26 protein-coding genes are annotated in these 26,693 nt (G+C 34.3%); 1 reads left to right on the top strand and 25 read right to left on the bottom strand.

What is annotated here, in order from left to right:
- Window positions 1–14: 14 nt before the first annotated feature.
- The 14 genes from J6D32_RS05025 to J6D32_RS04960 form a co-directional block, all read right to left on the bottom strand.
- Window positions 15–698 carry a DUF4956 domain-containing protein gene (locus J6D32_RS05025; RefSeq protein ID WP_039930735.1) on the bottom strand — a complete coding sequence of 228 codons (684 nt, stop codon included), beginning with the start codon at window positions 696–698 and terminating at the stop codon, window positions 15–17.
- On the bottom strand, window positions 641–1,438 hold the full coding sequence (locus tag J6D32_RS05020; protein ID WP_006785588.1) for a polyphosphate polymerase domain-containing protein: 798 nt from the start codon (window positions 1,436–1,438) through the stop codon (window positions 641–643). Before J6D32_RS05020 ends, J6D32_RS05025 begins: the two co-directional genes overlap by 58 nt.
- A gap of 124 nt (window positions 1,439–1,562) precedes the next feature.
- Window positions 1,563–2,351 carry an endonuclease/exonuclease/phosphatase family protein gene (locus tag J6D32_RS05015; protein WP_006785587.1) on the bottom strand — a complete coding sequence of 263 codons (789 nt, stop codon included), beginning with the start codon at window positions 2,349–2,351 and terminating at the stop codon, window positions 1,563–1,565.
- Window positions 2,352–2,363: 12 nt separating this feature from the next.
- Window positions 2,364–4,010, bottom strand: a complete 1,647-nt coding sequence (locus tag J6D32_RS05010; protein WP_006785586.1) for a PTS transporter subunit IIBC — start codon at window positions 4,008–4,010, stop codon at window positions 2,364–2,366.
- 22 nt (window positions 4,011–4,032) lie between these two features.
- Window positions 4,033–5,706 carry a glycoside hydrolase family 13 protein gene (locus J6D32_RS05005; RefSeq protein WP_195943978.1) on the bottom strand — a complete coding sequence of 558 codons (1,674 nt, stop codon included), beginning with the start codon at window positions 5,704–5,706 and terminating at the stop codon, window positions 4,033–4,035.
- A gap of 379 nt (window positions 5,707–6,085) precedes the next feature.
- Complete coding sequence (locus J6D32_RS05000) at window positions 6,086–7,039, bottom strand: carbohydrate kinase family protein (RefSeq protein WP_006785584.1); 954 nt, start codon at window positions 7,037–7,039, stop codon at window positions 6,086–6,088.
- Between the two features lie 138 nt (window positions 7,040–7,177).
- Entirely contained in the window at window positions 7,178–7,483 is a 306-nt protein-coding gene (locus J6D32_RS04995) for a Dabb family protein (protein ID WP_009606478.1), read from the bottom strand.
- A 290-nt stretch (window positions 7,484–7,773) separates the two neighbouring features.
- Complete coding sequence (locus tag J6D32_RS04990; RefSeq protein WP_006785582.1) at window positions 7,774–8,289, bottom strand: transcription repressor NadR; 516 nt, start codon at window positions 8,287–8,289, stop codon at window positions 7,774–7,776.
- A gap of 61 nt (window positions 8,290–8,350) precedes the next feature.
- A complete protein-coding gene (gene deoB, locus J6D32_RS04985; protein WP_009606428.1) occupies window positions 8,351–9,532 on the bottom strand; it encodes a phosphopentomutase in 1,182 nt (393 codons plus the stop codon).
- A 106-nt stretch (window positions 9,533–9,638) separates the two neighbouring features.
- Window positions 9,639–10,556, bottom strand: a complete 918-nt coding sequence (xerD, locus tag J6D32_RS04980) for a site-specific tyrosine recombinase XerD (RefSeq protein ID WP_006785580.1) — start codon at window positions 10,554–10,556, stop codon at window positions 9,639–9,641.
- Between the two features lie 52 nt (window positions 10,557–10,608).
- Entirely contained in the window at window positions 10,609–11,055 is a 447-nt protein-coding gene (locus J6D32_RS04975; RefSeq protein WP_006785579.1) for a Fur family transcriptional regulator, read from the bottom strand.
- A gap of 42 nt (window positions 11,056–11,097) precedes the next feature.
- Window positions 11,098–11,829: a stage II sporulation protein M gene (locus J6D32_RS04970; RefSeq protein ID WP_006785578.1), complete on the bottom strand. Its 732-nt coding sequence runs from the start codon at window positions 11,827–11,829 to the stop codon at window positions 11,098–11,100.
- 142 nt (window positions 11,830–11,971) lie between these two features.
- Complete coding sequence (locus J6D32_RS04965) at window positions 11,972–12,517, bottom strand: NUDIX hydrolase (protein WP_287467372.1); 546 nt, start codon at window positions 12,515–12,517, stop codon at window positions 11,972–11,974.
- A complete protein-coding gene (locus J6D32_RS04960; protein WP_006785576.1) occupies window positions 12,514–13,710 on the bottom strand; it encodes a DNA polymerase IV in 1,197 nt (398 codons plus the stop codon). Before J6D32_RS04960 ends, J6D32_RS04965 begins: the two co-directional genes overlap by 4 nt.
- A 94-nt stretch (window positions 13,711–13,804) precedes the next feature.
- Here J6D32_RS04960 and J6D32_RS04955 point away from each other — a divergent pair, with 94 nt between their 5' ends.
- Window positions 13,805–13,948, top strand: coding sequence for a hypothetical protein (locus tag J6D32_RS04955; RefSeq protein WP_006785575.1), 144 nt, complete (start codon window positions 13,805–13,807; stop codon window positions 13,946–13,948).
- Window positions 13,949–13,994: 46 nt separating this feature from the next.
- Here the strand turns inward: J6D32_RS04955 and J6D32_RS04950 are convergent, their stop codons facing one another.
- The 11 genes from J6D32_RS04950 to J6D32_RS04900 form a co-directional block, all read right to left on the bottom strand.
- Window positions 13,995–15,833, bottom strand: a complete 1,839-nt coding sequence (locus J6D32_RS04950) for a glycoside hydrolase family 10-like protein (protein ID WP_230310400.1) — start codon at window positions 15,831–15,833, stop codon at window positions 13,995–13,997.
- A gap of 231 nt (window positions 15,834–16,064) precedes the next feature.
- Entirely contained in the window at window positions 16,065–16,877 is an 813-nt protein-coding gene (gene spo0A / locus J6D32_RS04945; RefSeq protein ID WP_006785573.1) for a sporulation transcription factor Spo0A, read from the bottom strand.
- 205 nt (window positions 16,878–17,082) lie between these two features.
- A complete protein-coding gene (gene spoIVB / locus J6D32_RS04940) occupies window positions 17,083–18,258 on the bottom strand; it encodes a SpoIVB peptidase (protein ID WP_006785572.1) in 1,176 nt (391 codons plus the stop codon).
- Between the two features lie 132 nt (window positions 18,259–18,390).
- On the bottom strand, window positions 18,391–20,076 hold the full coding sequence (recN, locus tag J6D32_RS04935; protein ID WP_006785571.1) for a DNA repair protein RecN: 1,686 nt from the start codon (window positions 20,074–20,076) through the stop codon (window positions 18,391–18,393).
- 207 nt (window positions 20,077–20,283) lie between these two features.
- The gene (locus tag J6D32_RS04930; protein WP_006785570.1) at window positions 20,284–21,090 is read right to left on the bottom strand and encodes a TlyA family RNA methyltransferase; all 807 of its coding nucleotides are present in this window, start codon (window positions 21,088–21,090) and stop codon (window positions 20,284–20,286) included.
- Between the two features lie 14 nt (window positions 21,091–21,104).
- On the bottom strand, window positions 21,105–22,973 hold the full coding sequence (dxs, locus tag J6D32_RS04925) for a 1-deoxy-D-xylulose-5-phosphate synthase (RefSeq protein ID WP_006785569.1): 1,869 nt from the start codon (window positions 22,971–22,973) through the stop codon (window positions 21,105–21,107).
- Window positions 22,974–23,164: 191 nt separating this feature from the next.
- Window positions 23,165–24,040, bottom strand: a complete 876-nt coding sequence (locus tag J6D32_RS04920; protein WP_006785568.1) for a polyprenyl synthetase family protein — start codon at window positions 24,038–24,040, stop codon at window positions 23,165–23,167.
- 3 nt (window positions 24,041–24,043) lie between these two features.
- Window positions 24,044–24,271, bottom strand: coding sequence for an exodeoxyribonuclease VII small subunit (gene xseB / locus J6D32_RS04915; protein ID WP_006785567.1), 228 nt, complete (start codon window positions 24,269–24,271; stop codon window positions 24,044–24,046).
- Window positions 24,272–24,285: 14 nt separating this feature from the next.
- Window positions 24,286–25,638: an exodeoxyribonuclease VII large subunit gene (gene xseA / locus J6D32_RS04910; RefSeq protein WP_238672910.1), complete on the bottom strand. Its 1,353-nt coding sequence runs from the start codon at window positions 25,636–25,638 to the stop codon at window positions 24,286–24,288.
- Between the two features lie 3 nt (window positions 25,639–25,641).
- Entirely contained in the window at window positions 25,642–26,121 is a 480-nt protein-coding gene (gene nusB / locus J6D32_RS04905; protein WP_055164773.1) for a transcription antitermination factor NusB, read from the bottom strand.
- A 145-nt stretch (window positions 26,122–26,266) separates the two neighbouring features.
- The gene (locus J6D32_RS04900) at window positions 26,267–26,638 is read right to left on the bottom strand and encodes an Asp23/Gls24 family envelope stress response protein (protein WP_006785564.1); all 372 of its coding nucleotides are present in this window, start codon (window positions 26,636–26,638) and stop codon (window positions 26,267–26,269) included.
- Window positions 26,639–26,693: the final 55 nt, after the last annotated feature.

Below are 26,693 nucleotides of genomic sequence, written 5' to 3'. Positions count from 1 at the left end.
TCCCTCACCTTTTTTTAATAGCTATCCGTTCCAAAATCACAAAGAATTAAAGAAACATTCAAGTTACCATTACGACAACGAATTAAATCTAAAAATTCTTTTTGCTTACTTACATCCTTTAATTGAATTCGATAACTCACTTCAAATAAGGCTCCAAATTCACGCGTTCTGACGCGTTCTAAGCGATATGATGTCGTGTAATTCTCTAATACCTCATCAAATAAATCTTGATAGTTTAAATGCTCAGGAACCGTTATTTTTAATTGCAATTGAGTCGTTTTAGATCTTCCAAACTGGAAGACAGATAACAGCATCATTAACAAACACAACACAACTGTAATGAGGGCCGCATAACCAATATACCCCATCCCACACGCTAATCCTACTGCAAGGGTAAAGAAGATATAAGACATGTCTTTCGCATCTCCTGGAGCACTTCTAAAGCGAATAATAGAAAAGGCTCCAGCCAAACTAAATGCTCTTGCAACGTTGTTGCCAATCAGTAAAATGATAACAGAAATAACAATTGGTAACATGACAAGCGTAATAACAAAACTTTGTTGTGTGGTTTCTTTTCGGTGTGTAAATAAATAGACTGAACTGATAACTAGTCCTAAAACAATTGAAGCTAACATAATAATTAAGGCGTTAACAAGGGTAAAGGATTCTCCTGTTGTCGATAAGATGGATTGTAACATACTTGAACACTTCCTTTTCTATTATTTATTTCTTTTATATATTTTTGATATTCGTTTCCATATTTTGAAAAACTTGAGTTATAAATTGATAATTCGGATAAAATTTGTGTCAACCAAATCGGAATGGCATCTGAGATTTTAACTTCCATCAAGTACATCCCCTCTTTTAGTATTTTCTCTCCGTAATTATCTTTTTGCAAACTTAAATCATGACGCCTTGAAACAATATTAAAGTCAAATGTAATACGGATGGAACGATCATCCTTCCCAAATAACGCAAATCGTTCATAAGCAATATAAACTTTTGGTTGAACAGGATTTTGTTTGAGATAGTATTCAATTTCGTTTAATACTTGTTCTCCCATGTAATTTTTCGTCATAGGCCGGATTCCGTGCTCTAAAAAAGCTTGACTCTCAGCTAAACTTAAAACCACTCGCCGTTTATTTACGACACCGTCAATCTTTTTCTTTAATTCTAAAAAAACAGTTTCCTCTTGTTGATGAACCACATGATAGCTTCTTAATCTTAATTTTTCTTTATAATAAGGTTTTGAAATCGAATGTCTGATCACATCATGTGTTTCATTATCATAATAAATATTATAAATATGATACGTTCCACCATCTTGACTATGCTCATCTTCATTCATATATTCTTTTAATTTAGGCATCAAGTGATTAAATTGCTCTTGAGTTAACATAAACTTTTTTTCGTATCGTTTAAATGATGTAATGGCCATTTTATCCCCTCCTTCATCTGTGATGTTTTTAACAAGATTGATTATAAAATAAAAACCTTAAAACCATCTTAAATGTTTCAATTTTCTCTAAAAAATAAAAAAAGCGAAGCCTAAGCTTCGCTTTTTAAATATTTAATTCAACTTCAACACCAAAATGATCCGATACGATATCTTTATGACTTCCGTTAAAAATAACATGAGAAGATAAAACATTCACAGGCTTATCACTTAAGACTAAGTCTATACGTAACCCTTTTTTATTCTCTTCCCAACCATCAATTTTCCCTGCAACTGTTGTTCCTTCATCTTTTTTTAAGGCAAGATGATAGGTATCAAGTAAGCCTTTACTCAATAAATAATCATATCCTTCACCAGATAAATTGGCATCATTATTAAAGTCACCGACTACAATATTTAAACGTTCTTTGTTTAATCTAGAAACTAACTCATCGACTTGTCCAGTAAATGGTTCCTCTGTATCATGGAACCATCCTAAATGACAAGAATATACACTCACAGGTTGATTATTAGATATAAAATCAATGGCAACAATACGACGAGTTCGATAATTTGTCACATCATTTGCTTGTGTGACAACGAATGAATGAGCTCTTTCAATGTGATAACGTGTTAAAATAGCTAATCCTTCTTCATATACATCGAATCCAATGTGTGAAAAGTCCCAGATAAATTGATAATCCGTTATTCCGAGTTTCATTAATTCACTCAATAAAACCACAGCATAGTTATCTGCCTTCACTTTATTTTCATCGTTTGGATTGATTAATTGACTCACTTCTTGTAAAGCAATCACATCATATTGTTTCTCTTTGATGACTTGTGCTAAATATTTAATTTTTTCAACTTGATTTTCTTCTTGCCAAGCATGACAGTTTAAAGTTAGTAATTTCATCGTGCTATTCTCCTATAGACCTAAAATATCTTGAATTTCTGATTTTAACACGTCAGCTTTCGGTCCATAAATGGCCTGAATTCCATTATCTTTAATGATTAACCCAAGTGCTCCAGAGGCTTTCCATCCTGCTTGTTCTGAAACATGATCTGGATCTTTAACAGTTACACGTAAACGCGTCATACAAGCATCAACATCTACAATATTTTCAGCCCCACCTAATAAGTTAATAATTTCATTAGCTTGTGAGCTACCAGCCGCTGTCGTAACACTTGCCTGAGATGTCTCATCATCATCATTATAGTTTCCTAAACGTCCTGGTGTTGCAATGTTGAATTTTTTAATGGCAAAATTGAAAATACCAAAGTTTAATCCAAAGAATGCTAAACAAGCTAAGATAAAGTTGATGATATCCATCGTTAATCCTGCATTGACCATCATTGGAATACGCGTTAAGAACTCAATAAATCCGAAAGCATGAATACGTAAGTTAATCAAATCAGATAAAGCAAACGCTAATCCAGCTAAAACCGCATAAATTAAGTATAACACAGGTGAGATAAACATGAACATAAATTCTAATGGTTCTGAAACTCCTGTTAAGAAGGTTGCTAAAGCTGCCGATAAGAACATTGAGCGATAAGCTGCTTTTTTATCAGTGTCAACATTACGATACATCGCTAGGGCAGCTCCCATTAATGAAGCTGTTGATAAGATCACTTGTCCTGCTTTGAAGCGAGCTGGCGTCACCGACTCTAATAATTGATTATAAGCAACGCTATCTCCGGCTGCATTTAAATTATTTAAATCTGTTACCCATGCTAACCATAATGATTCTTGTCCCGCAACAATTGATCCAGCATTTGGACCTGTTAAAACTTCATAAACTCCACCTAATTCTGTGTAGTTCATTGGAATCGTTAACATATGATGTAAACCAAATGGCAATAATAAGCGCTCTCCTGCTCCATAAATAAATGGGGCAATAATTGGGGCTGTATCTTGAGACGTCGCAATCCATTGTCCAAATGAATTTAAAGCTCCTTGAGCAAATGGCCAAACAATCGATAAGATAAGTGCTGTAATCGTTGAACCTAAAATAACAACGAATGGAACAAATCGCTTACCATTAAAAAATGCTAAGGCCTGTGGTAATTTATTAAAGTTATAATATTTATTAAATAAAGAAGCACCTAAGAATCCTGAAATAATTCCTACGAACACTCCCATGTTTAGAGCTGGTGCTCCAAGCACAGAAGTAAAATAATCTGAAACAACCATCTCAGCTCCAAATAATGATTGAACCGTCATCGTTGGATCTGCTAACATATCAGATGATATTCCAAAAATAGCTCCTGTAATACGATTAATTAAAATAAACGCAATTAATGCCGAGAAAGCTCCTCCTGCACGTTCTTTTGCCCAAGATCCTCCGATTGCAACGGCAAATAAGATGTGAAGATTTCCGATAATCGCCCATCCGATATCTTCCATTACTCGTGCAATCGTCGCGATAAAGTTAATATCTCCACCTGACATTGCAATTAATTTTGCAATTGAAATCATGATTCCTGCTGCAGGCATAACTGCCACAACAACCATCAATGCTTTCCCAAATTTTTGCCAGAAATCAAATGACATAAATCCTGGTTTTTTCATACTTTTTCCTCCTAATTATCCTCTACTGTTTATCCTTAATACGGTAAACACGTGCCTCATATGGTTTTAATGTCCCCTTCATCATCGGTTCATGTTCTTCAACTTTATAATTTGATAACATTAACTGATCGAATACTAAGTTCATCTCTTCTAATTCAAACGCCACTTCTTGATCTGTTAAATTTGATAAAATTAAAACTTGCTCATGATCTAGCGTTCTTGTATAAGCATAAATTGCCGGGTGATTGTCTAGAGTCAAATCATATTCCCCATAAGTAAACACATCATGTGATTTTTTAAGTTGAATCATTTTTTTATAGAAATTTAAGATTGACTCTTCATCTGCTAATTGTTGAGCCACGTTAATCTCTTTGTAATTTGGATTAACAGCTAACCACGGTGTTCCACTTGAGAATCCACCATTTACAGTCTCATCCCATTGCATCGGTGTACGTGAATTTCCACGTGCCGTTGCCCAAATAATTTCCATAATATCTTCATGTGCCATTCCCTGTTCTAATTTAGAATAATAGAGACCTGTACTTTGAACATCTTGGTATTCCTCAACCGTTTTAAAATGAACATTCGTCATTCCAATTTCTTGTCCTTGATAAATAAACGGTGTCCCTTGCATTAAGAAATACATAACAGCTAGTGACGTTGCACTTTCTTTCCAATACAACTCATCATCACCAAGCGTTGAGACAATACGTGCCAAATCGTGATTTTCAATATAAAGAGCATTCCACCCCTTATTATATAAACCTTTTTGCCACTTTGATAAAATTTGTTTTAAGCCAATAATATCTTTTCCAGATTCTCCATTATCTTTCCATAAACCTAAATGTTCAAATTGGAAAACCATATTAAATTTACCTTCTTGCTCTCCAACCCAAAGCTCAGCATCTTCAATTTTAACACCATTCGCCTCTCCGACTGTCATGATGTCATACTTATCAAATGTATTTTTCTTTAAATCTTCAAGTAATGGGTGAATCCCTTCAACATTCATATGCTTTTCAAAAGAAGAAACATATTTTAACCCTGTTGGATTAGGAAGATCACTTAATCCTTCTTCTTTTTTAATGTGACTAATGGCATCTACTCTAAATCCATCAATCCCTTTATCTAACCACCAATTAACCATATCATATAAAGCTTGGCGGACTTCTTCATTTTCCCAGTTTAAGTCAGGCTGTTTCTTTGAAAATAAGTGCATATAATACTGTTTTGTTTCATCATCGTATTCCCATGCTGACCCACTAAAAATACTTTCCCAGTTATTTGGCTCAGCACCGTCTTTTCCATCACGCCAAATATACCAATCACGTTTTGGATTATCTAATGAAGAACGTGATTCTATAAACCATGGATGCTCATCACTCGTATGATTAATCACTAAATCAGCAATCAATTTCATCCCACGTTTATGTACTTCACTTAATAATAAGTCGAAGTCGGCCATTGTTCCAAATTCATCCATGATATCACAGTAGTCACTAATATCATAACCACAATCATCATTCGGTGATTTATAAAACGGAGAAATCCATAATACATCAATTCCTAAATCTTTTAAGTAATCTAGCTTTTGAATGATTCCTTTTAAATCTCCAATCCCATCTCCATTTGAATCCATAAAACTTCTTGGATAGATTTGATAGGCTACTGCCTCTTTCCACCATACTTTATTCACGACAATAACGCCTCCTCTATGTTATCCTTCTCGGTGTCATTCATGGCTTTATTAAAAAATACGTGTCAAATTATAACTTTCGATATCTTGACATAAATAATTATATCGTTTTCATTTTTGAAAACAAGGGTGAACCTTTATGTAACCGGTATCTCAATTTTCGACATATTATGTCTTTTTAGCTACTTTATCCCTCATTTCAAATCTTCTATCAAAAATCATCTCCTCAACATTCTACAAGTATCAGTACAAGTTCAACGTTAGATCTTTAATATGTCTTTTTTTCTCCCTATTTTTTTTCAATTTTCAATTTTGATACGACTTACTTACTTCTATATAAAAAAAGTGCTACCTCAATCCTTAGAGATAGCACTTTTCGTTAAAATTTAATCATGTCCCACGTTAATTCATTCATCTGTTGTTTTACATAATTATGGCATAAATGAGGATGAATTGTTTCCTCATGAGAAATCGTCACAATCGACATTGTTTGTGCAAATTGGACAGCTTCTGCAATCGGCATATGATTTAAATAAGCATAACCAATACCCGCGATAAAAGCATCCCCAGCACCTGTTACGTTCACCACTTTTACATCCATCGGTTTGATAATCCCCTCTTCAGATTGATTACAATAGTAAACACCATCTGCATCTAAACTGATAAAGACATTTTCAACTCCGACTTCCATAAAATATGCGCCAGCACGACGAACATCTTCTATCGTTTTAATTTCACAGTCACATAACACTTCTGCTTCGTGACGATTTGGTTTTACCGTATGAAAATAAGGTAGTAAATGTTTAATATTTTTTGCTTTGGCCGCTGAAACAGGATCTAAAACGAACTTTGTTTTTCCAGCATATTTTTTAACAATATACTCAATACATTCAGGATTATCTGCTCCAAAAAACATATATTCTGCGCCTTCAATAACTGATGCCTTTGAGTCAATAAATGCTGCATCCATATGGTGATCAATATTGATATCCACAATAGCTGACACCATCTCACCATTTTCATCTAAAATAGCAACATAAGTTGGAGTTGATGCTCCTTCTACCACTAATGAATCAGACATATCAAAATTCATTGATTTTGCATGTTCAAGAATACTCTTCCCTTTTTCATCATTTCCTAAAATAGAAATGAACTTTGTATTTCCACCTACACGTGCCATATTCTCAGCAATGTTACGACAAACACCACCAAAAGAAACTTTCACACGTCCTGGGTTTGAATCATGTGAACGATATGTTGATGATGTAAAACCAAAAATATCATATATTGAAATACCAAAGACTAAATTGTACGCCTCGTGATTGTGTTTCATGTTAGATAGCCTCTCCCTTTAGTTAATATGGCAGATCAAGTTCTCTACTTATTCCGACATTATATTATAAAAGTTGATAAATAACAAGAGATACGTCATTTCTTTCACTTGTTAAATAATCCTCACTGCCTTCAAAAATTAAATTTCGTAATCCACAACAATTCGTGAAGTAGCAGCTGGTTTTACAGTGTTTGTAGCAACCTGTACATGAAGAGGATGTGATTGATAAAAATCTAATGCCTCTTTACTCTCTAATTCAGAGTATAAGACCACATCATACGATGAATCCGAGTGTAAAAAGTCAATTCCAACTTCTAAACTTAGTAATCCTTCAATTTGTCCATTTAAGGCTTCTAATTCTGATTTAATGTTAGTCGCCACTTCTTCTTTAGAAAGGCCATTAATACCTTGAATTTTCCACATCACAATATGTTTAACCATCATTGCTCGCCACCTTTTTACTTGTTTATTTTTTTATTTTACTTAAAATTTACATAATGTTCAATAGTTCGACAATTTTTGTTTTCATTTTTTAAACGTTTTCTTTTTCAATTGCTCGTATGATGACAAGATTTCATGATTTAAAGATTAAATCACCACTTTTTCATTGAGTCTTTTATTCGAGTCGTTTTTGCTCAGGCATTTTTAATCCCTCACTTCTCCTTTAATAAGGTATCCGAATTGCTCTAAAATATTTCAAAGAATAAAAAAAATCATAGGAACTCCTATGATTCTTAATATAAATAATGATGTTGATTTAAGGCATTTATAATGGATTCATACATGGATTCATCTGTTACTTCAATCGTATGATAATGAATCCCCTCAGTTAGTAAAGAAAGTGGCTTAGAGGCTTGAGATTTGACCTGATTAATAAATTGTTTAATGTCCATTAAACAATTTATGTTTAACACAGCACGAATTTCTCCATAAATGGGATGTTCTACGACGACATCTAATACTTTTCCACCAAACGAAATAATTAATTCTAACTCAGTTTCTAATTCTTCGATACGTTGACCATGTTTACAACAGATAGTCTTCAATACACCTGTTGTAATAGGAGTTTGGATCATATACCCAGAAGGTGTTGCCACGACTGAAATCCCCTTCGCACGAATCAAAGCAATATCTTGAACGATAACTTGACGACTAACAGCAAACATTTTAGCTAATTCACTTCCTTTAACTGGATGACCTGCTTGCTTTAAATGCTCTAAAATTTCATCTCGTCTATCTTTGGATTCCAAATTGGTTTCACCCCGACTTCCTATAAAAAACTCAAGGACTTGTCCTTGAGCTTTAATTTCCTTAGTTTAACGATGCTAAATAACTTTCTCCGATTGCTGGCAACTCCACTTCAAAGTTTTCAGCAACTGTTGCTCCAATATTTGCAAACGTTTTTCCAATCGGTAACTCCCCACCCGCTTGCATGGATGGAGAATACATTAATACCGGAATATATTCACGTGTATGATCACTTCCGCTTGCAATTGGGTCATTCCCATGATCGGCTGAAATGATTAATAAATCATCTTCCTTCATTTGTGATAATACATCACCTAGTTGAACATCGAATTCTTCTAAACATTTCGCATATCCAAGTGGATCACGACGATGTCCATACATGGCATCAAAATCAACTAAATTCAAGAATGCTAATCCATTAAAATCACGTTTCATCACGTTTAATAATTGATTCATTCCATCTTCATTTGACTTCGTTAAAATGGATTCAGTGATTCCTTCTCCGACGTAAATATCATTAATTTTTCCGATTGCAATGACTTCTTTATTAGCATCTTTTAATTCATTTAAAACAGTACGTCCAAACGGCTTTAACGCATAATCATGACGATTTGGTGTACGTTTAAACTCACCTTTTTTAGCTCCAACAAATGGACGAGCAATAATACGTCCAACTTTCCATTCTTCTTTCATCGTCATTTCACGTGCTTGTTTACAAATTTTCCATAACTCTTCTGGTGAAATCACGTCTTCATGAGCCGCAATTTGTAAAACAGAATCCGCTGATGTATAAACGATAAGATCGCCTGTTTTTAGATGATGTTCTCCTAATTCATCTAAAATTTCAGTTCCAGAAGCCGATTTATTCCCAACCACTTTACGTCCTGTTTTCTCTTCTAATTCATCAATTAACTCTTTTGGAAATCCAGTATCTGTAAACGTTTGAAATGGTTCTGTCACTTTAAGACCCATTATTTCCCAATGACCTGTCATCGTATCTTTTCCAACTGATAATTCTTCACATTTTGTATAGTATCCTTTGGCAGGAGTTGTCGGAGCCACGCCCTCAATCTCCGTAATACTTCCAAGTCCTAATGATTGTAAATGAGGTAAGTTTAATCCTTTTGCTGTTTGTGCAATATGTTTAAGCGTATTAGCTCCTGTATCATTATAGTCTTTGGCATCAGGTAATTCCCCTGCTCCAACAGAATCCATTATAACTAAAAATACACGATTATATTTCATATACAACGTCCTTTCTTCTGCCTAAAACTAGTCATTTATTATTATTCTAATTTTTTGCATCTATATTTATTATAGTTCAAATTCCTTAAATTGGCGAGAAAAAGGATTAAATTTCAACATCGTCTTTTTGACTTCTCGGATGGTATAAATCATAGACATCTTTTAGATGTTCTTTACTTATGTGTGTATAAATTTGAGTCGTTGAAATATCAGAATGACCCAGCATTTCTTGGACAAGTCTCAAATCAACTCCATTTTCAATTAAATGAGTTGCAAAGGAATGACGTAATTTATGAGGTGATATTTCCTTCTCAATTCCCGCTTCTTTCGCTTGTTTTTTTAAGATTTTCCAAAACCCTTGTCGCGTCATTACTTCTCCAAACCGATTCAAAAATAACCAATCATTCGATTTTTTTAAAAGCTTTGGACGCGCGGTATCTAAATAAAGCTGAAGTAATTCAGTCGCTACTTCACCAATCGGAACTATACGTTCTTTATCTCCCTTTCCAACACATCGTACAAACATCATCGATAAGTGAACATCATCAAGCTTTAATTGAAGTAATTCACTGACGCGAAGTCCTGAAGCATACATCAGTTCAACCATTGCCTTATTCCGAATATCATTCACTGTCTTCGTATTAAAGCTACTCAACAGGTGCTCTACTTCGTCAATGCTTAAGATTTCAGGTAAGTGACGTTTTAATTTGGGTGATTCAATGAGTTCACATGGGTTCGTATTTGAAATTTTCTCAATCATTAAATATTGATGAAATGAACGAATGGCAGAAAGATGTCTTGCAACTGATTTTGTATTTAGGTTCCGTTCATATAACGTTATCAAATATTGTTGCACATGTTCTCGCCTAATCTCGTCCAACTGATGAACCGATTGATTTTGTAAATAAAGAAGGTATTCTGTTAAGTCGCGTTCATAACTAATCTTGGTATTTAAACTCAACCCACGATCGATTAATAGATGTGCTAAAAAGTCATTTAAATAATACTGATAATTTTTATTCATAATTTCCCTATCCTTTATTTAAAAAAGACTTCTACACGAGGGTAGAAGTCTTTTATTGAATTGATGATTGGCACTCTTTACAAATCCCATAGAAAGTTAAGTCATGGTCAATCACATCAAATCCATATTTTTCTTTAATAAATGACTCATAACTTTCAAGTTCATCTGCCATCTCAATAATTTTTTGACATTTTGTACAAATTAAATGATGATGTAAATGAGTTTCTTCCCCTAGCTCCATTAAATCATAATAATTAATCCCATCATTTTTAATTTTAACATTACGAACAATTTTTAATTTTTCGAATAATTCTAATGTGCGATACACAGTCGCAATCCCAATCGTATCATCTAAGTGTTTAACTAAATCATAAAGTGACTCAGCGGAGAAGTGCTCATCAGAATGGGTCACAATCGTCTTTAGTATTTGTTTACGTTGCTTTGTTAATTTCGATCCTGATTTAACAATCAAAGTTTCATATTGCGAAAGTTGCTTCATCTTTTCACCATCTTGTATTACGTTTTTAAATTTCTATCTTTATTATATCACTTCTGAATCGAAATTTACATCAATTTGCAACCAAACGTCAGATGTTGCTCCCTCATGAGTCGATAAAAAGTCATCTGCCGATTCTTTAGCCTCTAAAGCATCTGTTTGTCCTGCTTTTTCAAACTGATGGTACACAACCGGTTGAATGAAATAAGTTAAACCTGAGGTTACCAAGGTTAAAACCATGACAATGACTAATTGATAGAAATAATATAGAAAATGCTTTTGAAGTAACGCATTATTTTTTTTCACAAAAATAATTTTTAACAGTAAGATGACAAAACGAATACTGAAATACCCACTTAAAATGGTGACACCTAAAATCAATAAATATTGCAATAGCCATAAAAAGCTTGTGATTAGTGCTGAAAGTGGAGATAAGGTTTGAAAGATAAAAAACACATTAAATCCAGCAATCACGCCTTTTAAAAAGACTAAAAACAAATTGACCACAATTCCAATAATAGATAACCCAAGTACCCACATACTTCCTTGATACATAAATTGTTTATAAAACAATTGATTAAATGACCATTGATTTGGATCGAATGAACTAATATTGTCTCCAACATAAGACATTAAAGATGTTTGTGAAGCTTGTTCAAGCTTAACGTAAAGCGAAGAGCCAATGATATCTCCAATTAAGACGAGTAATAGTAGGACATACATGACATATAAGACATAGTTAAATGTTTTTTTGCGACGTTTTTTGTGTGCGACCATGAGCACTTCCCCCCTTTATACTCAAACTTATGTAATAGGGTGGGAAGTTTATGATATAATTCATAAAATTATTTAATTTTTTTATAAAATTAACTCATCGTCTTTTTTCCTTTTGATCCTAATTTTTTAAAAATCGATATTTTTACCAAATATGATACATCATTAAATACTGAATCGCGTAAATCGTTTTAAAATCACAAATAAATCCTGATTCAATATACTGAATGGCTTCTTCTTTTGTCACACGGTATAAGTTTAAAAACTCATCGTCATCCCCTGCGACCTTATGATCTAATTTTTGAATATTTTTAGCAAAGAAATTTTCAATGTATTCATTACAAAAACCGGGTGATGTTGCAAAACGTCCGACACGTTCTAAACAATCACAGGTATAGCCTGTTTCTTCCTCAAGTTCACGTCTTGCTGTAATGATTGTTTCTTCTCCTGGCTCAATTTTTCCCGCTGGTGTTTCAAGTGTTGTTTTTCCAACCGGATAGCGATATTGTTCGACTAATAACAAACGGTTCTCCTCATCTAACGCAATTAGATTCACACCACCCGGATGATGGACTACGACGCGTTTAGCCTCTTTTTGATCTGGTAAAATCACCTCATCTTCAGTCACTTTTAGAAATGGGTTTGTATAATAAGTTTTAGTGCTAACTTGTTTTTCTTCTAAGTTCATCATTTTTTATTCTCACCTTTCTTAATCCCTTTAAAAATACTGGATTCTCCGTGTTTTGTTTTAATTTTTTGCAATAGTTGGTTTAGTTTTTCTTCTTCAGCAAAATTTTGATAATTAAATAAATTAAGCTGTTCTGTCACTTTCTTCGTCTTCACTAAATTAGAGGTACTGACGCCAATCAACCGCAGAGGCTCACCCTCCCAATGCTCATCAAATAGCTCCTCAATCACAGCGTAAAGCTCATCGACGGTTTGCACTGGAATCGTGAGCGTTTTACTTCGACTACTCTGTCTGAAATTCGCTTCTTTTATCTGCAAACTAACCGTCTTGGCATAAACACCATGTTGTTTTAATCGATTCGCCGTTTTTTGGCACATTAACTTCGCTTGCTGTTTTAATTCGATTTCAAAACTATAATCTTTTGGAAAAGTTGTTGAATGACCAATGCTTGATAATTCCTCATATTTATTTGGATTAATGGGTGTTTTATCTTCACCTTTCGCATCTTCAATCCACTTAAGAGCATGCTTTCCAAAAAGTTGTTGAAATTTTTCGACATCTTCAATGGTCGTTAAATCACCAATTTTATGAATACCAAATTGTCTTAATTTGGGTGCCGATGCTTTGCCAATCCCAAACATTTCTTCAATGGACATGGGCCAAAGCATCGTCTGTAAATCGCGTTTTCGTAGGACGGTAATCCCATTTGGCTTTTTCATATCTGATGCCATTTTGGCTAAAAATTTATTGGGCGCCACTCCGATACTACATCCAATTTGTAAATCTTTTGCTATTCGTGCTTGAATGTGCTGAGCCAGCACTAACGGATGCATATTTTGATAGTGATGCGTCACATCAACATAAGCCTCATCAATCGAGGCTTTTTCAACTAACGGAGAGTATTCCTGTAAAATTTGAATAAATTGCTTCGAAATTTTACGATATAGATCAAAGCGAACAGGTGCCACCACTAAATGAGGACATTTTTTCTTGGCCTGCATCAAGGGCATCGCGCTATGAATCCCATATTTTCTCGCTTCATAATTTGCTGTCACGACAATCCCTCGCTTTGACTGTTTCTCACCTGTAATCACTAGTGGTTGTTGATTCAACTCTGGATGTAGGATGGCTTCACACGAGGCAAAGAAAGCGTTTAAGTCAATATGGAATATAATTCTAAATATCGGTTCTCCCACGGTAAATCCTCTTTCTTTTTCTACTTATTTATATTATAATAGATTAAGTTACATTAAACATTATAGCAAACTTTGTCTTAGAGGTGAATTTTATATGGCGAAAAAAGCAAAGCATAATTTAAACAAAATGAAGGGGACAAAAATCTTATTATTAATTTTAGCTTTATCGTTTGTTGTGGCTCCATTAATCTCAATGGTTGCTTACGTTATTGCGCGTCTGAATAATACTTTATTCTAATAAAAAACAAAAAAATCATTTACTAAGGAGTAAATGATTTTTTTATTTAGGGCATGAATACATAAGCTACTGCTAGCGATTGGACTTGGGCTTGAGAAAGAGCCGTGACGGCATAAGTATAAGTTTGATTTTCATCAATCTCAATATCCGTATAGTGTTGCATCGCCTCTCCATAATTCCGTCCGATAACGTCTAAGATATTGGCAGCCTCATTAAAATCAAAATTTTCCACTGCCCCTTCACAACGATAAATAACATAATACTGACTGTCATTATCTAGCTGATCATAAAATACTAAACAGTTATCGTCTTCACAACGTCGAACTTGCAATCCACTAACAGGATGAATTGCTTTAGTTTGTAACCAGGTTCTAGGTGGGATTAAACTTTTATATTTCAATACATCCAAACTCAGGTACTCAAGTGCTACATTTAAAACTTGTTGACCGGCTACATTAGACTGAGGTCTCATAACCAAATTACGATAGGTAAAAAGAGCAAATCCTTCTACATTTGATAATACTCTTGTATATTTGATTTGATTGCTTACTTCTCGAGCCTCTTGCCAAGAAGGATTTTGGTTATCTTCTAGGTATAAATAAAGACCAATTCCCATGTATAGTTGTGTTCTTGAGGATTTAACCACCTCATTCCACCAATTCGCCACTTCACCAAAAGGAGATAAGGGATCGTGAAACGACCAATAGTTTTGTGGGATTAAATAATCTACCCACTCCTCATCAACCCATAATTTTGAATTCACGTATTCATCTAATGAAGAAAGTTGGTACGGAGACGTTTTTGATCCGACAGATTGTTCAAAATTTGATGCCCAAACTCCAAACGGGCTCACACCAAATGCGATACTTTTGCCTGTTTCTCGATTGTATTTACGGATGGACAAGGACAAGGAATAAATCAGTGAATTAACGTTATATTCACGCCACTGCTTAATACTTTGTCCAGGTTGATGATACGTTTCATAGGTCTCGATATCTGGACTCTCATCATTAAAACTTATTTCTTTAGGTTCACCATCTATTATCGTTAGATAGGAATAGGGATAAAAATAATCATCAAAATGAACCGCATCAATCGAATAATTTTGGACCACTTCCATCACACTTTGAATCACGTGCTTTTGGACTTGAGGAAATCCTGGATCTAGGAAAATTTGACCGTCAAAGAAATAAACATATTGTGGATTTTTTTTTGCAAAATGATTAGGAGCTAGGCGATTTAACAATTCCTCTTTAGAATTTCCCTCTTTAGAAATAGAACTTAAGCGATATGGATTAAACCATGCATGAAATTCAAGACCGGCACCATGCGTCATGGTAATCATCCATTCTAATGGATCAAAATCTCCCCAATCAGGCCTTACGCCTTGTTGTCCAGATAAAAATTCACTCCATGGATTTATCTTAGACTCGTAAAATGCATCACCTTGAGGTCTTACTTGAAAAAAGATGGCATTTAGATTTAATAATTTACAATGCTTTAAAATTGAAAAAAACTCACGTTTAAATAACTCTAAATCGAATGTTCCATCTTCAAAAACTGCCTTATTTGGAAAGTCACTATTTCGAACAGTTGTCACCCACACTCCCCGAAACTCATAAATAGGATGAGTTGCATATTGTAAAAAGACTGCCTCTTCATCACTTATCCATGCTGAGCTCCTATTAGCATAATCGGTTACCATCGGCGAATTTGATGATTTGTTTTCTGGTAAAATTTCAACTGGAATATTAATTGACGGAATTCCTGAATTTTGATCAATTGGATAATGATAAAAATCAATCGGATAAAAACTTTGCTTTATTGCATGACAAACTGGACAAGAACAGGTTAAAATCTGATGATTTATATATTTTTCACTCATTGTCTCACGTTTACAAGCCATTCTATTAAAGAGACATAACGTTCATTAGTTAAATTTCCTTATTTAGTTAGCTTGCTTCTCCTTTCTAAGAACAATTAACGATTTGCTTGCTAATTGTTCTTTAGATTTACCACTGCGATAGTATATTAAAAAAACGTTTTAAACGTGAGTTGTTTAAAGAAAAAAATAAAAAAGAGTATTGATTCGGTCAATACTCTTTTTGTTTGATTATTAAGATGCAACTTTATTTTTATGTTCTAAACGAAGTTTATCGGCAATCATCGCAATAAACTCTGAGTTCGTTGGTTTAGATTTTGATACACTTACCGTATAGCCAAAAATATTTGAGATCGCTTCAATATTTCCGCGATTCCATGCTACTTCGATGGCATGACGAATCGCACGCTCAACACGTGAAGCCGTTGTTTTATATTTTTTTGCTACATCTGGATATAATACTTTTGTAATTGATCCTAACAATTCAATATCGTTATAAACCATTTTAATTGACTCACGTAAGTATAAGTATCCTTTGATATGAGCTGGCACACCCATTTCATGTAAAATATTCGTAATTTCAGCCTCTAAGTCAAACTCTTTTACAACAGGGCGGCTTGAGTATAAGGCGTTCACTGATGGTTTTGATGGTTCTACAGCATCAAAACGTACGTTAATGTCACGAATAATTTTAACAATTTTATTAATTTCAAATGGTTTCATAATAAAATATGAAGCTCCTAATTCAGCAGCACGCATCATAATTTTTTCTTGATTGAAAGCTGTGAACATAATGATATGACGTGGACGACGATACATTGAAGGATTTTCACGTAATTCTTCGAGTACGCTCACACCATCTAAATCAGGCATTACAACATCTAATAATAAAATATCAATTTCACGTTGACGTAATGTCGATAAAACTTCATTCCCGTTTCCCGCTACTTCCACTACTTCCATGTCGTCTTGTAAAGAAATATACTCTGAAAGTACAGTAATTAATTCTTTATTGTCGTCCGCTAATAGAACTCTTAATTTACTCATCTCTTGTCCCCCTAATTTTTTACGGTTTATATTACTATTAAATTACAGTTCCTTACATTTTTCAATGATTACTTGTAAATTTTTAAAATATTGTAAATTTTACTTTTTCTATTCGACAAATATTTTTTATCATGTTTTGTCTTTTATTCACAAAGAGCGAATATTCACCTCACAATGTGGAATTTTGTCGAATTTGGGTATTTAGCTAAGCTACATTCGTTGTACTTTGAATATTTAAATAATCAATTCCCGCTTCTTGTAGCATCCACTCAATAAAAATACCATATCCCATCGTCGCATCATGAACTAATACATGAGTAACAGCACCTACAATTTTTCCATCTTGAATGATTGGACTACCACTCATCCCTTGAACAATTCCACCGGTTTCATTGAGCAAGCGTTCATCCGTTACCACGTATTTTAATCCTTTAATAGCTTTTTGTGTTTGAGGATTGACTTCGGTAATGTTAATATTAAATACCTCAACTTTATTTCCATTTAATACAGTATAAATTTGAGCTGGACCAGTTTTTACCTCATTCGCATAAGCAATTGGCATCGGTTCTTTACTAAATGTATCAGCATTTCCCATAACACCATAGATACCGAAGTTATTGTTTTTTTCCAGTGTTCCTAACTTTTGATCAAATAAAATGTCAGCCACTTTTTCACCTGGTCTACCTGTTGCCGCTTTACGAATTGCTGTCACATTGGAGTTTATAATTTCTCCATAACTCACCGTCACTAACTGATTGGTATCTTGATCAATAATTTCATGTCCAAGTGCTCCATATTTCAAGGAATTTGGATCAATAAATGTCAAGGTTCCAATTCCAGCTAACTTATCACGTAGATAAAGTCCCGTCGTGGTGACGCCTTCTGTAGACGTCACCGGATGAACCGTAACATGTTCAATTTTGCCTTGACGATTTACAGTTAAGATCAATTGACCACTATTTTGGCTCAATAATAATTGCTGCTTATAATCATCAACAGTCGTAATTTTTTGATTATTCACAGCTACAATTAAATCACCTTTCACAATTCCTGCTTCTTTAGCCGGATTAATCGCTCCATTAGAGGTATTGACTAAATAAGTATCCACGACGACTAATCCATCTGTTTGAATCTTGATTCCAATGGCATCACCACCCGGAATAAGCATATATCGGTCGACTGAAGCCACTGTGTTTGTTTTTTCGAATCGATGATGAGAAACCTCATAGATTTTTCGTTTTTCATCAATGTGTAAAAGTTGTTCATTATCCGTTTTGGCCCATGCATATTCACTTGCAGGAGCGACAATACTGATTAATGAGAAGACAAATATCAAAAGATTATAAACTTTTTTTAAATTTTTATTAAATTTTTGATTCATATTGCGCCTCCTTTCAACTTTATTCGACACGAACTACAAAATTATTATGGCTCTTTCAATCTCAAATATCTAAAAAAAAGAATTCCAATTTTTCTACTCTAGCGCTCAAAAAAAAGGAATTCTTCATATTTATTAATGATTTTGTAATAATTGTTTCGCATTTAATATTGCCGATTCCGTAATATTATCACTACTTAACATTCTCGCAATCTCATGCATTCTCTCTTCGAGTGTTAAATATTTAACAGACGTAATGGTGCGTTCATTGCGTTCATGTTTAGAGACATGAATATGATAATCTGCGAGTGAAGCAACTTGTGGTAAATGCGTGATACATAAAACTTGTTTTTGTTTGGCAATCTCTTTCATTTTTGCCCCAATACTTGAAGCAACTTGACCACTAACTCCTGTATCGATTTCATCAAAAATAATGGTTGAAATGAATTGACCACGATTCAAAATCGTTTTTAAGGCTAACATAATTCGAGATAACTCTCCACCTGATGCTACCTTGTTTAAAGGTTTCATTGGCTCTCCTTTATTTGTACTTAATAAGAATTGAATATCATAAATTCCATTGATCGTATAAAATCCTTGAATTATTTCATCGGTTTGATGGCGTGTAAAGGCAATATCAAACTGAGTATTAAATAACTGTAAATCATTTAATTCTTGAATCAGCTGAGTCTTAATCACCTCTGAAATTTCTTGACGATGTTGATTCAATACCTCTCCCGCTTCAATTAAGTCCCGATGAGCAGTTTTTAATTCCTCATGAAGGTTTTTCTCATAGTGATCAAAATCCTCAACTTGGGCCAACTCTTCCACAATTTGAGCATGGTAGGTCATGATTTCTTCGATATCCATACGATACTTTCGTTTTAACATTTGCAGTTCATTTAATCGTGATTCAATTTCGTCAAGCTCTTCTGGATAATAATTTAATTCATCTAACTTCGAATTAATCATCATTAAAAACTCTTCTAAGCCATAATAAATATCCGCCATTTGTGAAACAGAAGGTGTTAACTCTTCATCAATGTTAGCAAGCATTTGAGTTTGATTGTAGGCCTCATATAATTTTTCAATGGCACCGCCATCTCCTTTTAAATTATATAAAATTTGAGTATATGATTTATGTAATTTATCCGAATTTAAAATGATATGGCGACGATCTTCAAGCTCTTCTAATTCACCCTTTTTCAGATTGACTTTTTCGATTTCACTTTTTTGAAAAAGAATTAAATCCATTCGCTTTTGAATTTCATCTGCATTTTTTTTAAAATCGAGATACTTTTTCTTCGCTCCGTTATACCCCTTTAAAGCCTTTTGATACGCTTTATTAGCCTTCTCTATTTGATCAGATGTATCAAAGTTATCAATTAATTGATAATTATAATCTTGATTAAATAATCGATGTGTATCATGTTGAACATGAATATCCACTAAATATTGACCAATTTCTTTTAGTTGATTGGCTGTCATTAATTCTCCGTTTACTCGAATTTGGCCATTACCTGAACGTTTAATGGTACGTTTAACAATTAATTGCGTCTCAAATGGAATATCATGTGCGATTAGATAAGATTTTAACGGTTTATTGTTCTCAATTTCAAAAACGCCTTCAACCACTGCCATTTCTTCATGATGACGAATTAAATCGGTTGAGGCACGATCTCCAATCAATAATGAAATAGCATCAATAATAATTGATTTTCCGGCTCCCGTTTCTCCGGTTAACACCGTCATTTTTTGATTTAAATCTAATTGTAACCCTTCAATGATGGCCATATTTTGAATTGATAAATGCGATAACATATAATCACCCACTATATTGTTCAAATTATCTTTATTTTATTCTTATGTCACGATAAGCTATATCTCTTACCAAAATTCATTTCATTTGTTTCACATTATATCAAAAATAGAACATTTGTTCAACTCTCGTTTTTTAAAAAAACAAACATTTGTTTCAAAAATAATAAAAGGAGAGATATGCATCTCCCCTCTTTTCGCTTCTTTTGTTTATAATTGACTATGAGCTTCCGTTACCACATTAATAATTTCTTTTTCAGTAATTAAAGTTGTCAACTGTTCATTGTTTCCAACATGAACTAAAAACTCAATGTTTCCTTCGCCACCTTTAATCGGTGAATAAGTTAATCCTAATACACTTAATTCTAAAGCAGTTAAGAAATCCACAATTTCTTGAATAACTTTGATATGTATTTTAGGATCACGCACAATTCCTTTTTTACCTACCTGATCTTTTCCTGCTTCAAACTGTGGCTTAATTAACGCTGCCACTTGCCCTTCTTTTGCTAATAATTGTTTTAAAACTGGGAAAATGATTTTTAATGAGATAAATGAAACATCGATACATGCAAATTCAGGAACACCATGCGTTAGATTTTCCGGTGTCATATATCTGAAGTTTGTACGTTCCATACAAATGACTCGCTCATCTTGACGAATTTTCCAGTCTAATTGGTTGTAACCCACATCAACGGCATACGAGAGTTTAGCACCATTTTGAAGGGCACAATCTGTAAATCCTCCTGTTGAGGATCCGATATCAATAATAATTTTATCTTTTAAATCTAAATTAAAGGCTTTAATGGCTTTTTCAAGCTTAAATCCACCTCGACTGACATAAGGACAAACGTTTCCTTTTACAGTAATATTTGATTCTACTGGAACCTTTTCTCCCGGTTTATCAATTCGTTGTTGATCCACTAAAACAAGCCCTGCCATGATGGCACGCTTAGCTGTTTCACGTGAATTAAAATATCCAAGTTGTGTCAATAACACATCAATTCGTTCTTTTTTCATTAACTTACACCGACCTATTTCTTTAAGCTACGCATCACTTCTAATTTAACATCTTCGATTGTTAAATGAAGTTCTTCTAAAATTTCTGAGACACGACCGTGTTGAACATAAATATCCGGAATTCCTAATCGGTTGATCTCAACCCTTTGGTTTGTCTCATTGTAATACTCTAAAATGGCTGATCCGAGTCCTGCTATTAACGTTGATTCTTCATAAACAATGATCGGAACCTGTAAGGCGGCTATTTCATCAAGCATTTTATAATCCAACGGTTTAATAAATCTTGCATTAACCAATCCAATGTGAAGGCCTTCTAACTTTAGTTCCTCAACTAATTCAGCTAATTCACTTAAAACCGGCCCCATTGAAACAATGACTGCATCCTGAGCGGTTGCTAACCACTCCCAAGATCCAATTTCAATCATTTTCCACTCATGATAATGAGGATCAACTTGCCAAACATCACCACGTGGATAACGCATTGCAAATGGTCCTGGCGTTTGATAAGCGGTATAAAGAAGATTGTATGCTTCTTCCCCATTACGAGGCATCATCAGTGTCATATTAGGCACTGGACGAAGCATTGCAATATCATAAAGCCCCTGATGGGTCTCGCCATCTGCTCCAACAATCCCTGCTCGATCAATCCCAAAGACAACATCCAAATTTTGTCTCGCAATATCGTGATGAATTTGATCATATGAACGTTTTAAAAACGTCGAATAGATTGAAACAAATGGTTTCATTCCCTGAGTCGCCATTCCACCTGCCATCGTAACAGCATGCTCTTCTGCGATCCCCACATCGATTAAACGATCGGGATAACGCTTGGCATATTCATTTAATGCCGACCCATTAATCATGGCGGGTGTAATCACTGCACAACGTTTATCGTGCGCTGTTAGCTCCATTAACCCATTACTAATCAATTTACTCCAAGAAATTTGATTTTCTTTTTTATCTCCCGCAACATTTCCCGTTCGTTTATTAAATTTTCCAACGCCGTGCCATGTTCCTAGCTTATCTTGTTCGGCAAACGAGAATCCTTTTCCTTTTGTAGTTTTCACATGAATGAGGACCGGTTTATCCGCTTTTTTAGCAAAATTCAAATTCTTTATCAGGTCATTCAGATTATGTCCATCAACGGGTCCAAAATATTTAAATCCTAACGCATCAAAAGGTGTATTTCCAATAAGTAATCGCTTAACACTTCCCTTTGTACGGTGAATCACACCATTTAACACCTGATTTCCCTTCAAAACAGCTTTGACTTGACGTTTTGTATTTAAATATGAATCTGTTGTTCGAATCGTTCCTAAAATATTATGTAAGGCTCCGACATTCGGTGAAATTGCCATCTCATTGTCATTTAAAATGACGATTAAACGCTTATTCGTATGTCCAATATGATTTAAAGCTTCATATGCCATTCCACCTGTTAATGAGCCGTCACCGATAATAGCAATGACATGATAATCATCTTCATTTAAATCTCTGGCGTAAGCCATTCCAACTGCAGCTGAAATAGAGGTAGAGGCATGACCAGTTTCCCAGCAATCATGGCTTGACTCTTTTCGCTTTGGAAAGCCTGACAGCCCTTTATACTGTCTTAATGTTGGAAAATCCTTTGCTCTTCCTGTTAAGATTTTATGGATATAGCTTTGATGTCCTACATCCCAAATAAATTTATCTTCTGGTGAGTTAAATACCTTATGCAAAGCAACGGTTAATTCAACCACCCCGAGATTTGATGACAGATGTCCACCTGTTTTAGATAACGAATCGATTAAGAACGTACGAAGATCCTTACAAAGAATTTTCAATTGTCGATTCGATAATTGTTTTATAAACGTAGGATCTTGTATCTCCTTGATGTTATACATCTCTATCACTCCAACCTCATTTTCACCTTTATTATTAATCTTTTCTTCTCAAATATAACCATATTTGATTTTTATTCTATCATCATACCACACTTCGACTTTTTTTCCCACCAGTAGCCATCCATTATTCATTATAAATGAAGATAAATCGTCAAAAAAAGGACGATTAAGTCTAATCGCCCCCATTTTTATTAAGCTTGACGGTCTTTAATGTAATCGGTAATAGCTTCTAAGACAGCTGTTGAAACTGGAAGGTTATGTAAGATTACTTTAGCACACTTAATTTCTTCTTCTAACATGTTTTTTGCTTCTGTTAAAGACGTTAATGACACATAAGTGCTCTTTCCATTTACTAAATCACTTCCTACGTTTTTTCCTAACACAGCTGTACTACCTTCAACATCTAAAATATCATCTTTAATTTGAAAGGCAAGTCCAAGATGATACGCAAATTGTTTCAACTGGTTAATGACTTCATCATCAGCCTGCGCAATAATCGCTCCTGCTACAATCGCAAATTCGATTAATCGCCCCGTCTTATTCACATGAATCTGTTTGAGTTGTTCTAAAGACACTGCTTTAACTTCAGCTTCCATATCAAGAACTTGACCTGCTACCATTCCCATAGGTCCAGAGGCTAACGATAATGCTTGAATCAACGATAATCGTTGATTTGTCGTCAATCGTTCGTCTTCTGCAATGACTTTAAAGGCATGTGTCAATAGACTATCACCTGCTAAAATAGCTGTTGCTTCACCAAAAACAATGTGATTGGTTGGTTTCCCACGACGCAATGCATCATCATCCATTGCAGGTAAATCATCATGAATTAAGGAATAAGTATGAATCATTTCAAGTGCTGCTGCGACGTGATATCCTTTTTGTGGTGCGAGGTTAAAAGATTCTAACACAGCAAATAACAGAATAGGTCTTAATCGCTTCCCTCCTACTTTTAACGAGTAAAGCATCGATTCTTTTAATTCTGATGGGATAGGTTCTGATTCAATTAAGTCAAACATGACCTTTTCAAATGGTTTTTTATTCGTTTCAATATAAGTTGATAACATGAACTATTCCCCCGGAATCTCGAAATCCGTGACATTTCCTGATGAATCAACTAATTTTGCAACTTCTGCTTCAATTTTTTGAAGCTTTTGGTGGCATTCATTAGATAAAGACATTCCTTGCTTATACAGCTCGATTGAACGCTCAAGTGGTAAATTTCCAGCTTCTAGCTGACGAACCACTTGTTCTAATTGACTTAATGCTTCATCAAAATTCATTTTTGGTTCACTCACTAAGATTCACCCTTTCACATCGATTTTATTTCATCAACCTCTGCAACAAATGATCCATCATCAAAGGCAACGGTTACTTTTTGTCCCACACTTACTTGTGAAACACTCGTCACCATTTCGTTTTTATCATTCGTTGTCACCGTGTATCCTTTTTTCAAAATAGACATGGGATTAAGCATGTCGAGTTTCGTTAAAAGTAATCCATAGTGTTGTTTTTGATTTGCTAACTCTTGATTCATTCCACTTTGTAAAGCTTTAGACAAGTATTCGAGTTGGTGTTGATAATTCATCACTCGTTGCTTTGGATTGTGTTGAATCAATCGATTAGAATGCATCATTAAAATTTGTTGACGTTTTCTCAGTTGTTGTTGTAATTGGTACTGTAGTTTATCATTTAACTGACTGACATAAACTAAACGTTGCTCAAATAAAGCATGAGGATTTTTCATAATATAATGATTCGATAGCTGTGAAAGCCATTGCTTTTTTTGTTCGAATTGAACATTAAAATTGTGATTTAACCTCACATTTAGTTGATTCAAGTGTTTTAAAACATCTACGACATTCGGAACAGCTATTTCTGCTGCTCCTGTCGGTGTTGGGGCACGATGATCTGCGACGAAATCAGCAATCGTAAAGTCCGTTTCATGACCAACGGCAGAGATAATTGGAATTTTTGATTCAAAAATGGCTCTGGCCACAATTTCTTCATTAAAAGCCCACAGGTCTTCAATTGATCCACCACCGCGCCCCACAATTAAAGTATCTACTTGTTTGAGTTCATTTGCTTGTTGAATACATTTAACGATTGAAGGTGCTGCTTGTTCTCCTTGCACCAGAGCCGGATAAACATACACCTTCACAAGGGGAAAACGCCTTTTAATGGTCGATAATACATCTCGAATCGCCGCCCCTGTTGGAGAGGTAATGACACCTATCGCATGAGGAAAAGGGGGGATGGGCTGTTTAAATCTCGCATCAAACAATCCTTCCGCACCTAAACGTTCTTTCATTTGAGTAAAGGCAACATATAAATTTCCAATCCCATCTTCCGTCATTTCTTTTACATACAAAGAATACGATCCGCCAGCCTCATAAACAGCAATATGCCCTTTTACAACGACTTGCATCCCTTCTTTTGGCATAAATGAAACTTGCGAAGCGGCACTGGCAAACATCACCGCATTAATTTGAGCTTCATCATCTTTGAGCGTGAAATAAAAATGCCCTCTGGAATGACGTTTAAAATTTGAAATTTCACCCTTTAATAATAAGTGTTGTAAATTTTTATCATAGTCAAATTTTAATTTAATATATTTGGTTAATGCTTTGACGGTTAATGGTTGCTTTTGCTCCAATTGACTCACACCCTATGCAATATGTTTACTAATTTGATCTAAAACTTTATTGTTAAAGCTACGTGCTTTTCCATCTCCTGTATCTGAGAATTCTTTCGTTAACTCTAACGCCTCATCAATAACAATTTTCTTTGCTGTGTCTTGACAATATTTCATTTCATATGTCGCAAGACGTAAAATAGCTTTATCTACTTTATTTAAACGTGATAGACTCCATCCACGAAGGTTATCATTAATGATTTGATCTAACTCCTCTTTATGTGTTAATACCCCGTTAACTAACTCAAAATAGAATTCATCTAATTTAAAAGTTTGTTCCATTTGTAATGCTTGATGAGGTGTCACTTCTTCGGCCATTAATTCAATCGCCTCTTCTTTTAAGCTTTCCACCATTAATTCAATATTTTCAATGGCTTCTTCACGTGTCAGTTGCCCCACTTCCATTTGATATAATGTTTGTACTGCAAATTGACGTATAACATGACGAATCACAAAAATCCCTCTTTCTATTCAAATCTTCTAAGTTGCTACTTTTATATTGTATACTATTTTCTACAATTTCAACTATATATCTTATCACATTTATGAACAAAACGTAGAAAAAAATAAAATAAACCACCAAAAGTGGTTTATTTTACTAGTCAAAATCAATCGATACGACATGAACATAAATTTCATGTGTTTTAACTGATGTCATATGATAAATCATTTGATGAATATTTTTCTGAATTTTTTCAGCCACCTCATTAATGGTATATCCGGCTTTAATACTCACATAAACATCAATCGTTAACCCTGATTCATCAAATTCTACTTCAACACCATTACGATGTTTTTTACTATTAAAAGTATCTGCGATGGATTGTGAGATACTTTCAAACATTTTTGAAACACCTTCAATTTCTGCTGTTGCATTATGTGCAATCACTTCAAAAACTTGTGAATGGATTTCAATACTTCCAATTTCTTGATTTGGTTCATCGATTCGATAGTATTTCGAAACCGCCATAAACATCCTCCTCCACTACAACGCGTTACTAATATAATACTATAGTTTATGCACT

Origin of the sequence: Turicibacter sp., from assembly GCF_017941855.1 — a bacterium.
In the GTDB taxonomy this organism is placed as follows: domain Bacteria; phylum Bacillota_I; class Bacilli_A; order MOL361; family Turicibacteraceae; genus Turicibacter; species Turicibacter sanguinis.
This window is presented reverse-complemented; position numbering and strand designations above follow the sequence as displayed.

Excerpts from the sequence above, each read along its gene's own strand:
- J6D32_RS05000 (WP_006785584.1), bottom strand. The coding sequence starts at position 7,039 with ATGAAACACAATCACGAGGCGTACAATTTAGTCTTTGGTATTTCAATA.
- spo0A (WP_006785573.1), bottom strand. The coding sequence starts at position 16,877 with ATGAGTAAATTAAGAGTTCTATTAGCGGACGACAATAAAGAATTAATT.
- J6D32_RS05020 (WP_006785588.1), bottom strand. The coding sequence starts at position 1,438 with ATGGCCATTACATCATTTAAACGATACGAAAAAAAGTTTATGTTAACT.
- J6D32_RS04965 (WP_287467372.1), bottom strand. The coding sequence starts at position 12,517 with ATGATGAACTTAGAAGAAAAACAAGTTAGCACTAAAACTTATTATACA.
- spoIVB (WP_006785572.1), bottom strand. The coding sequence starts at position 18,258 with ATGAATCAAAAATTTAATAAAAATTTAAAAAAAGTTTATAATCTTTTG.
- J6D32_RS04900 (WP_006785564.1), bottom strand. The coding sequence starts at position 26,638 with ATGGCGGTTTCGAAATACTATCGAATCGATGAACCAAATCAAGAAATT.
- J6D32_RS04930 (WP_006785570.1), bottom strand. The coding sequence starts at position 21,090 with ATGAAAAAAGAACGAATTGATGTGTTATTGACACAACTTGGATATTTT.
- deoB (WP_009606428.1), bottom strand. The coding sequence starts at position 9,532 with ATGAAATATAATCGTGTATTTTTAGTTATAATGGATTCTGTTGGAGCA.
- J6D32_RS04955 (WP_006785575.1), top strand. The coding sequence starts at position 13,805 with ATGGCGAAAAAAGCAAAGCATAATTTAAACAAAATGAAGGGGACAAAA.
- J6D32_RS05015 (WP_006785587.1), bottom strand. The coding sequence starts at position 2,351 with ATGAAATTACTAACTTTAAACTGTCATGCTTGGCAAGAAGAAAATCAA.
- J6D32_RS04950 (WP_230310400.1), bottom strand. The coding sequence starts at position 15,833 with ATGAGTGAAAAATATATAAATCATCAGATTTTAACCTGTTCTTGTCCA.
- xerD (WP_006785580.1), bottom strand. The coding sequence starts at position 10,556 with ATGAATAAAAATTATCAGTATTATTTAAATGACTTTTTAGCACATCTA.
- J6D32_RS04975 (WP_006785579.1), bottom strand. The coding sequence starts at position 11,055 with ATGAAGCAACTTTCGCAATATGAAACTTTGATTGTTAAATCAGGATCG.
- dxs (WP_006785569.1), bottom strand. The coding sequence starts at position 22,973 with ATGTATAACATCAAGGAGATACAAGATCCTACGTTTATAAAACAATTA.
- J6D32_RS04995 (WP_009606478.1), bottom strand. The coding sequence starts at position 7,483 with ATGATGGTTAAACATATTGTGATGTGGAAAATTCAAGGTATTAATGGC.
- J6D32_RS04970 (WP_006785578.1), bottom strand. The coding sequence starts at position 11,829 with ATGGTCGCACACAAAAAACGTCGCAAAAAAACATTTAACTATGTCTTA.
- recN (WP_006785571.1), bottom strand. The coding sequence starts at position 20,076 with ATGTTATCGCATTTATCAATTCAAAATATGGCCATCATTGAAGGGTTA.
- J6D32_RS05025 (WP_039930735.1), bottom strand. The coding sequence starts at position 698 with ATGTTACAATCCATCTTATCGACAACAGGAGAATCCTTTACCCTTGTT.
- J6D32_RS04920 (WP_006785568.1), bottom strand. The coding sequence starts at position 24,040 with ATGTTATCAACTTATATTGAAACGAATAAAAAACCATTTGAAAAGGTC.
- J6D32_RS05010 (WP_006785586.1), bottom strand. The coding sequence starts at position 4,010 with ATGAAAAAACCAGGATTTATGTCATTTGATTTCTGGCAAAAATTTGGG.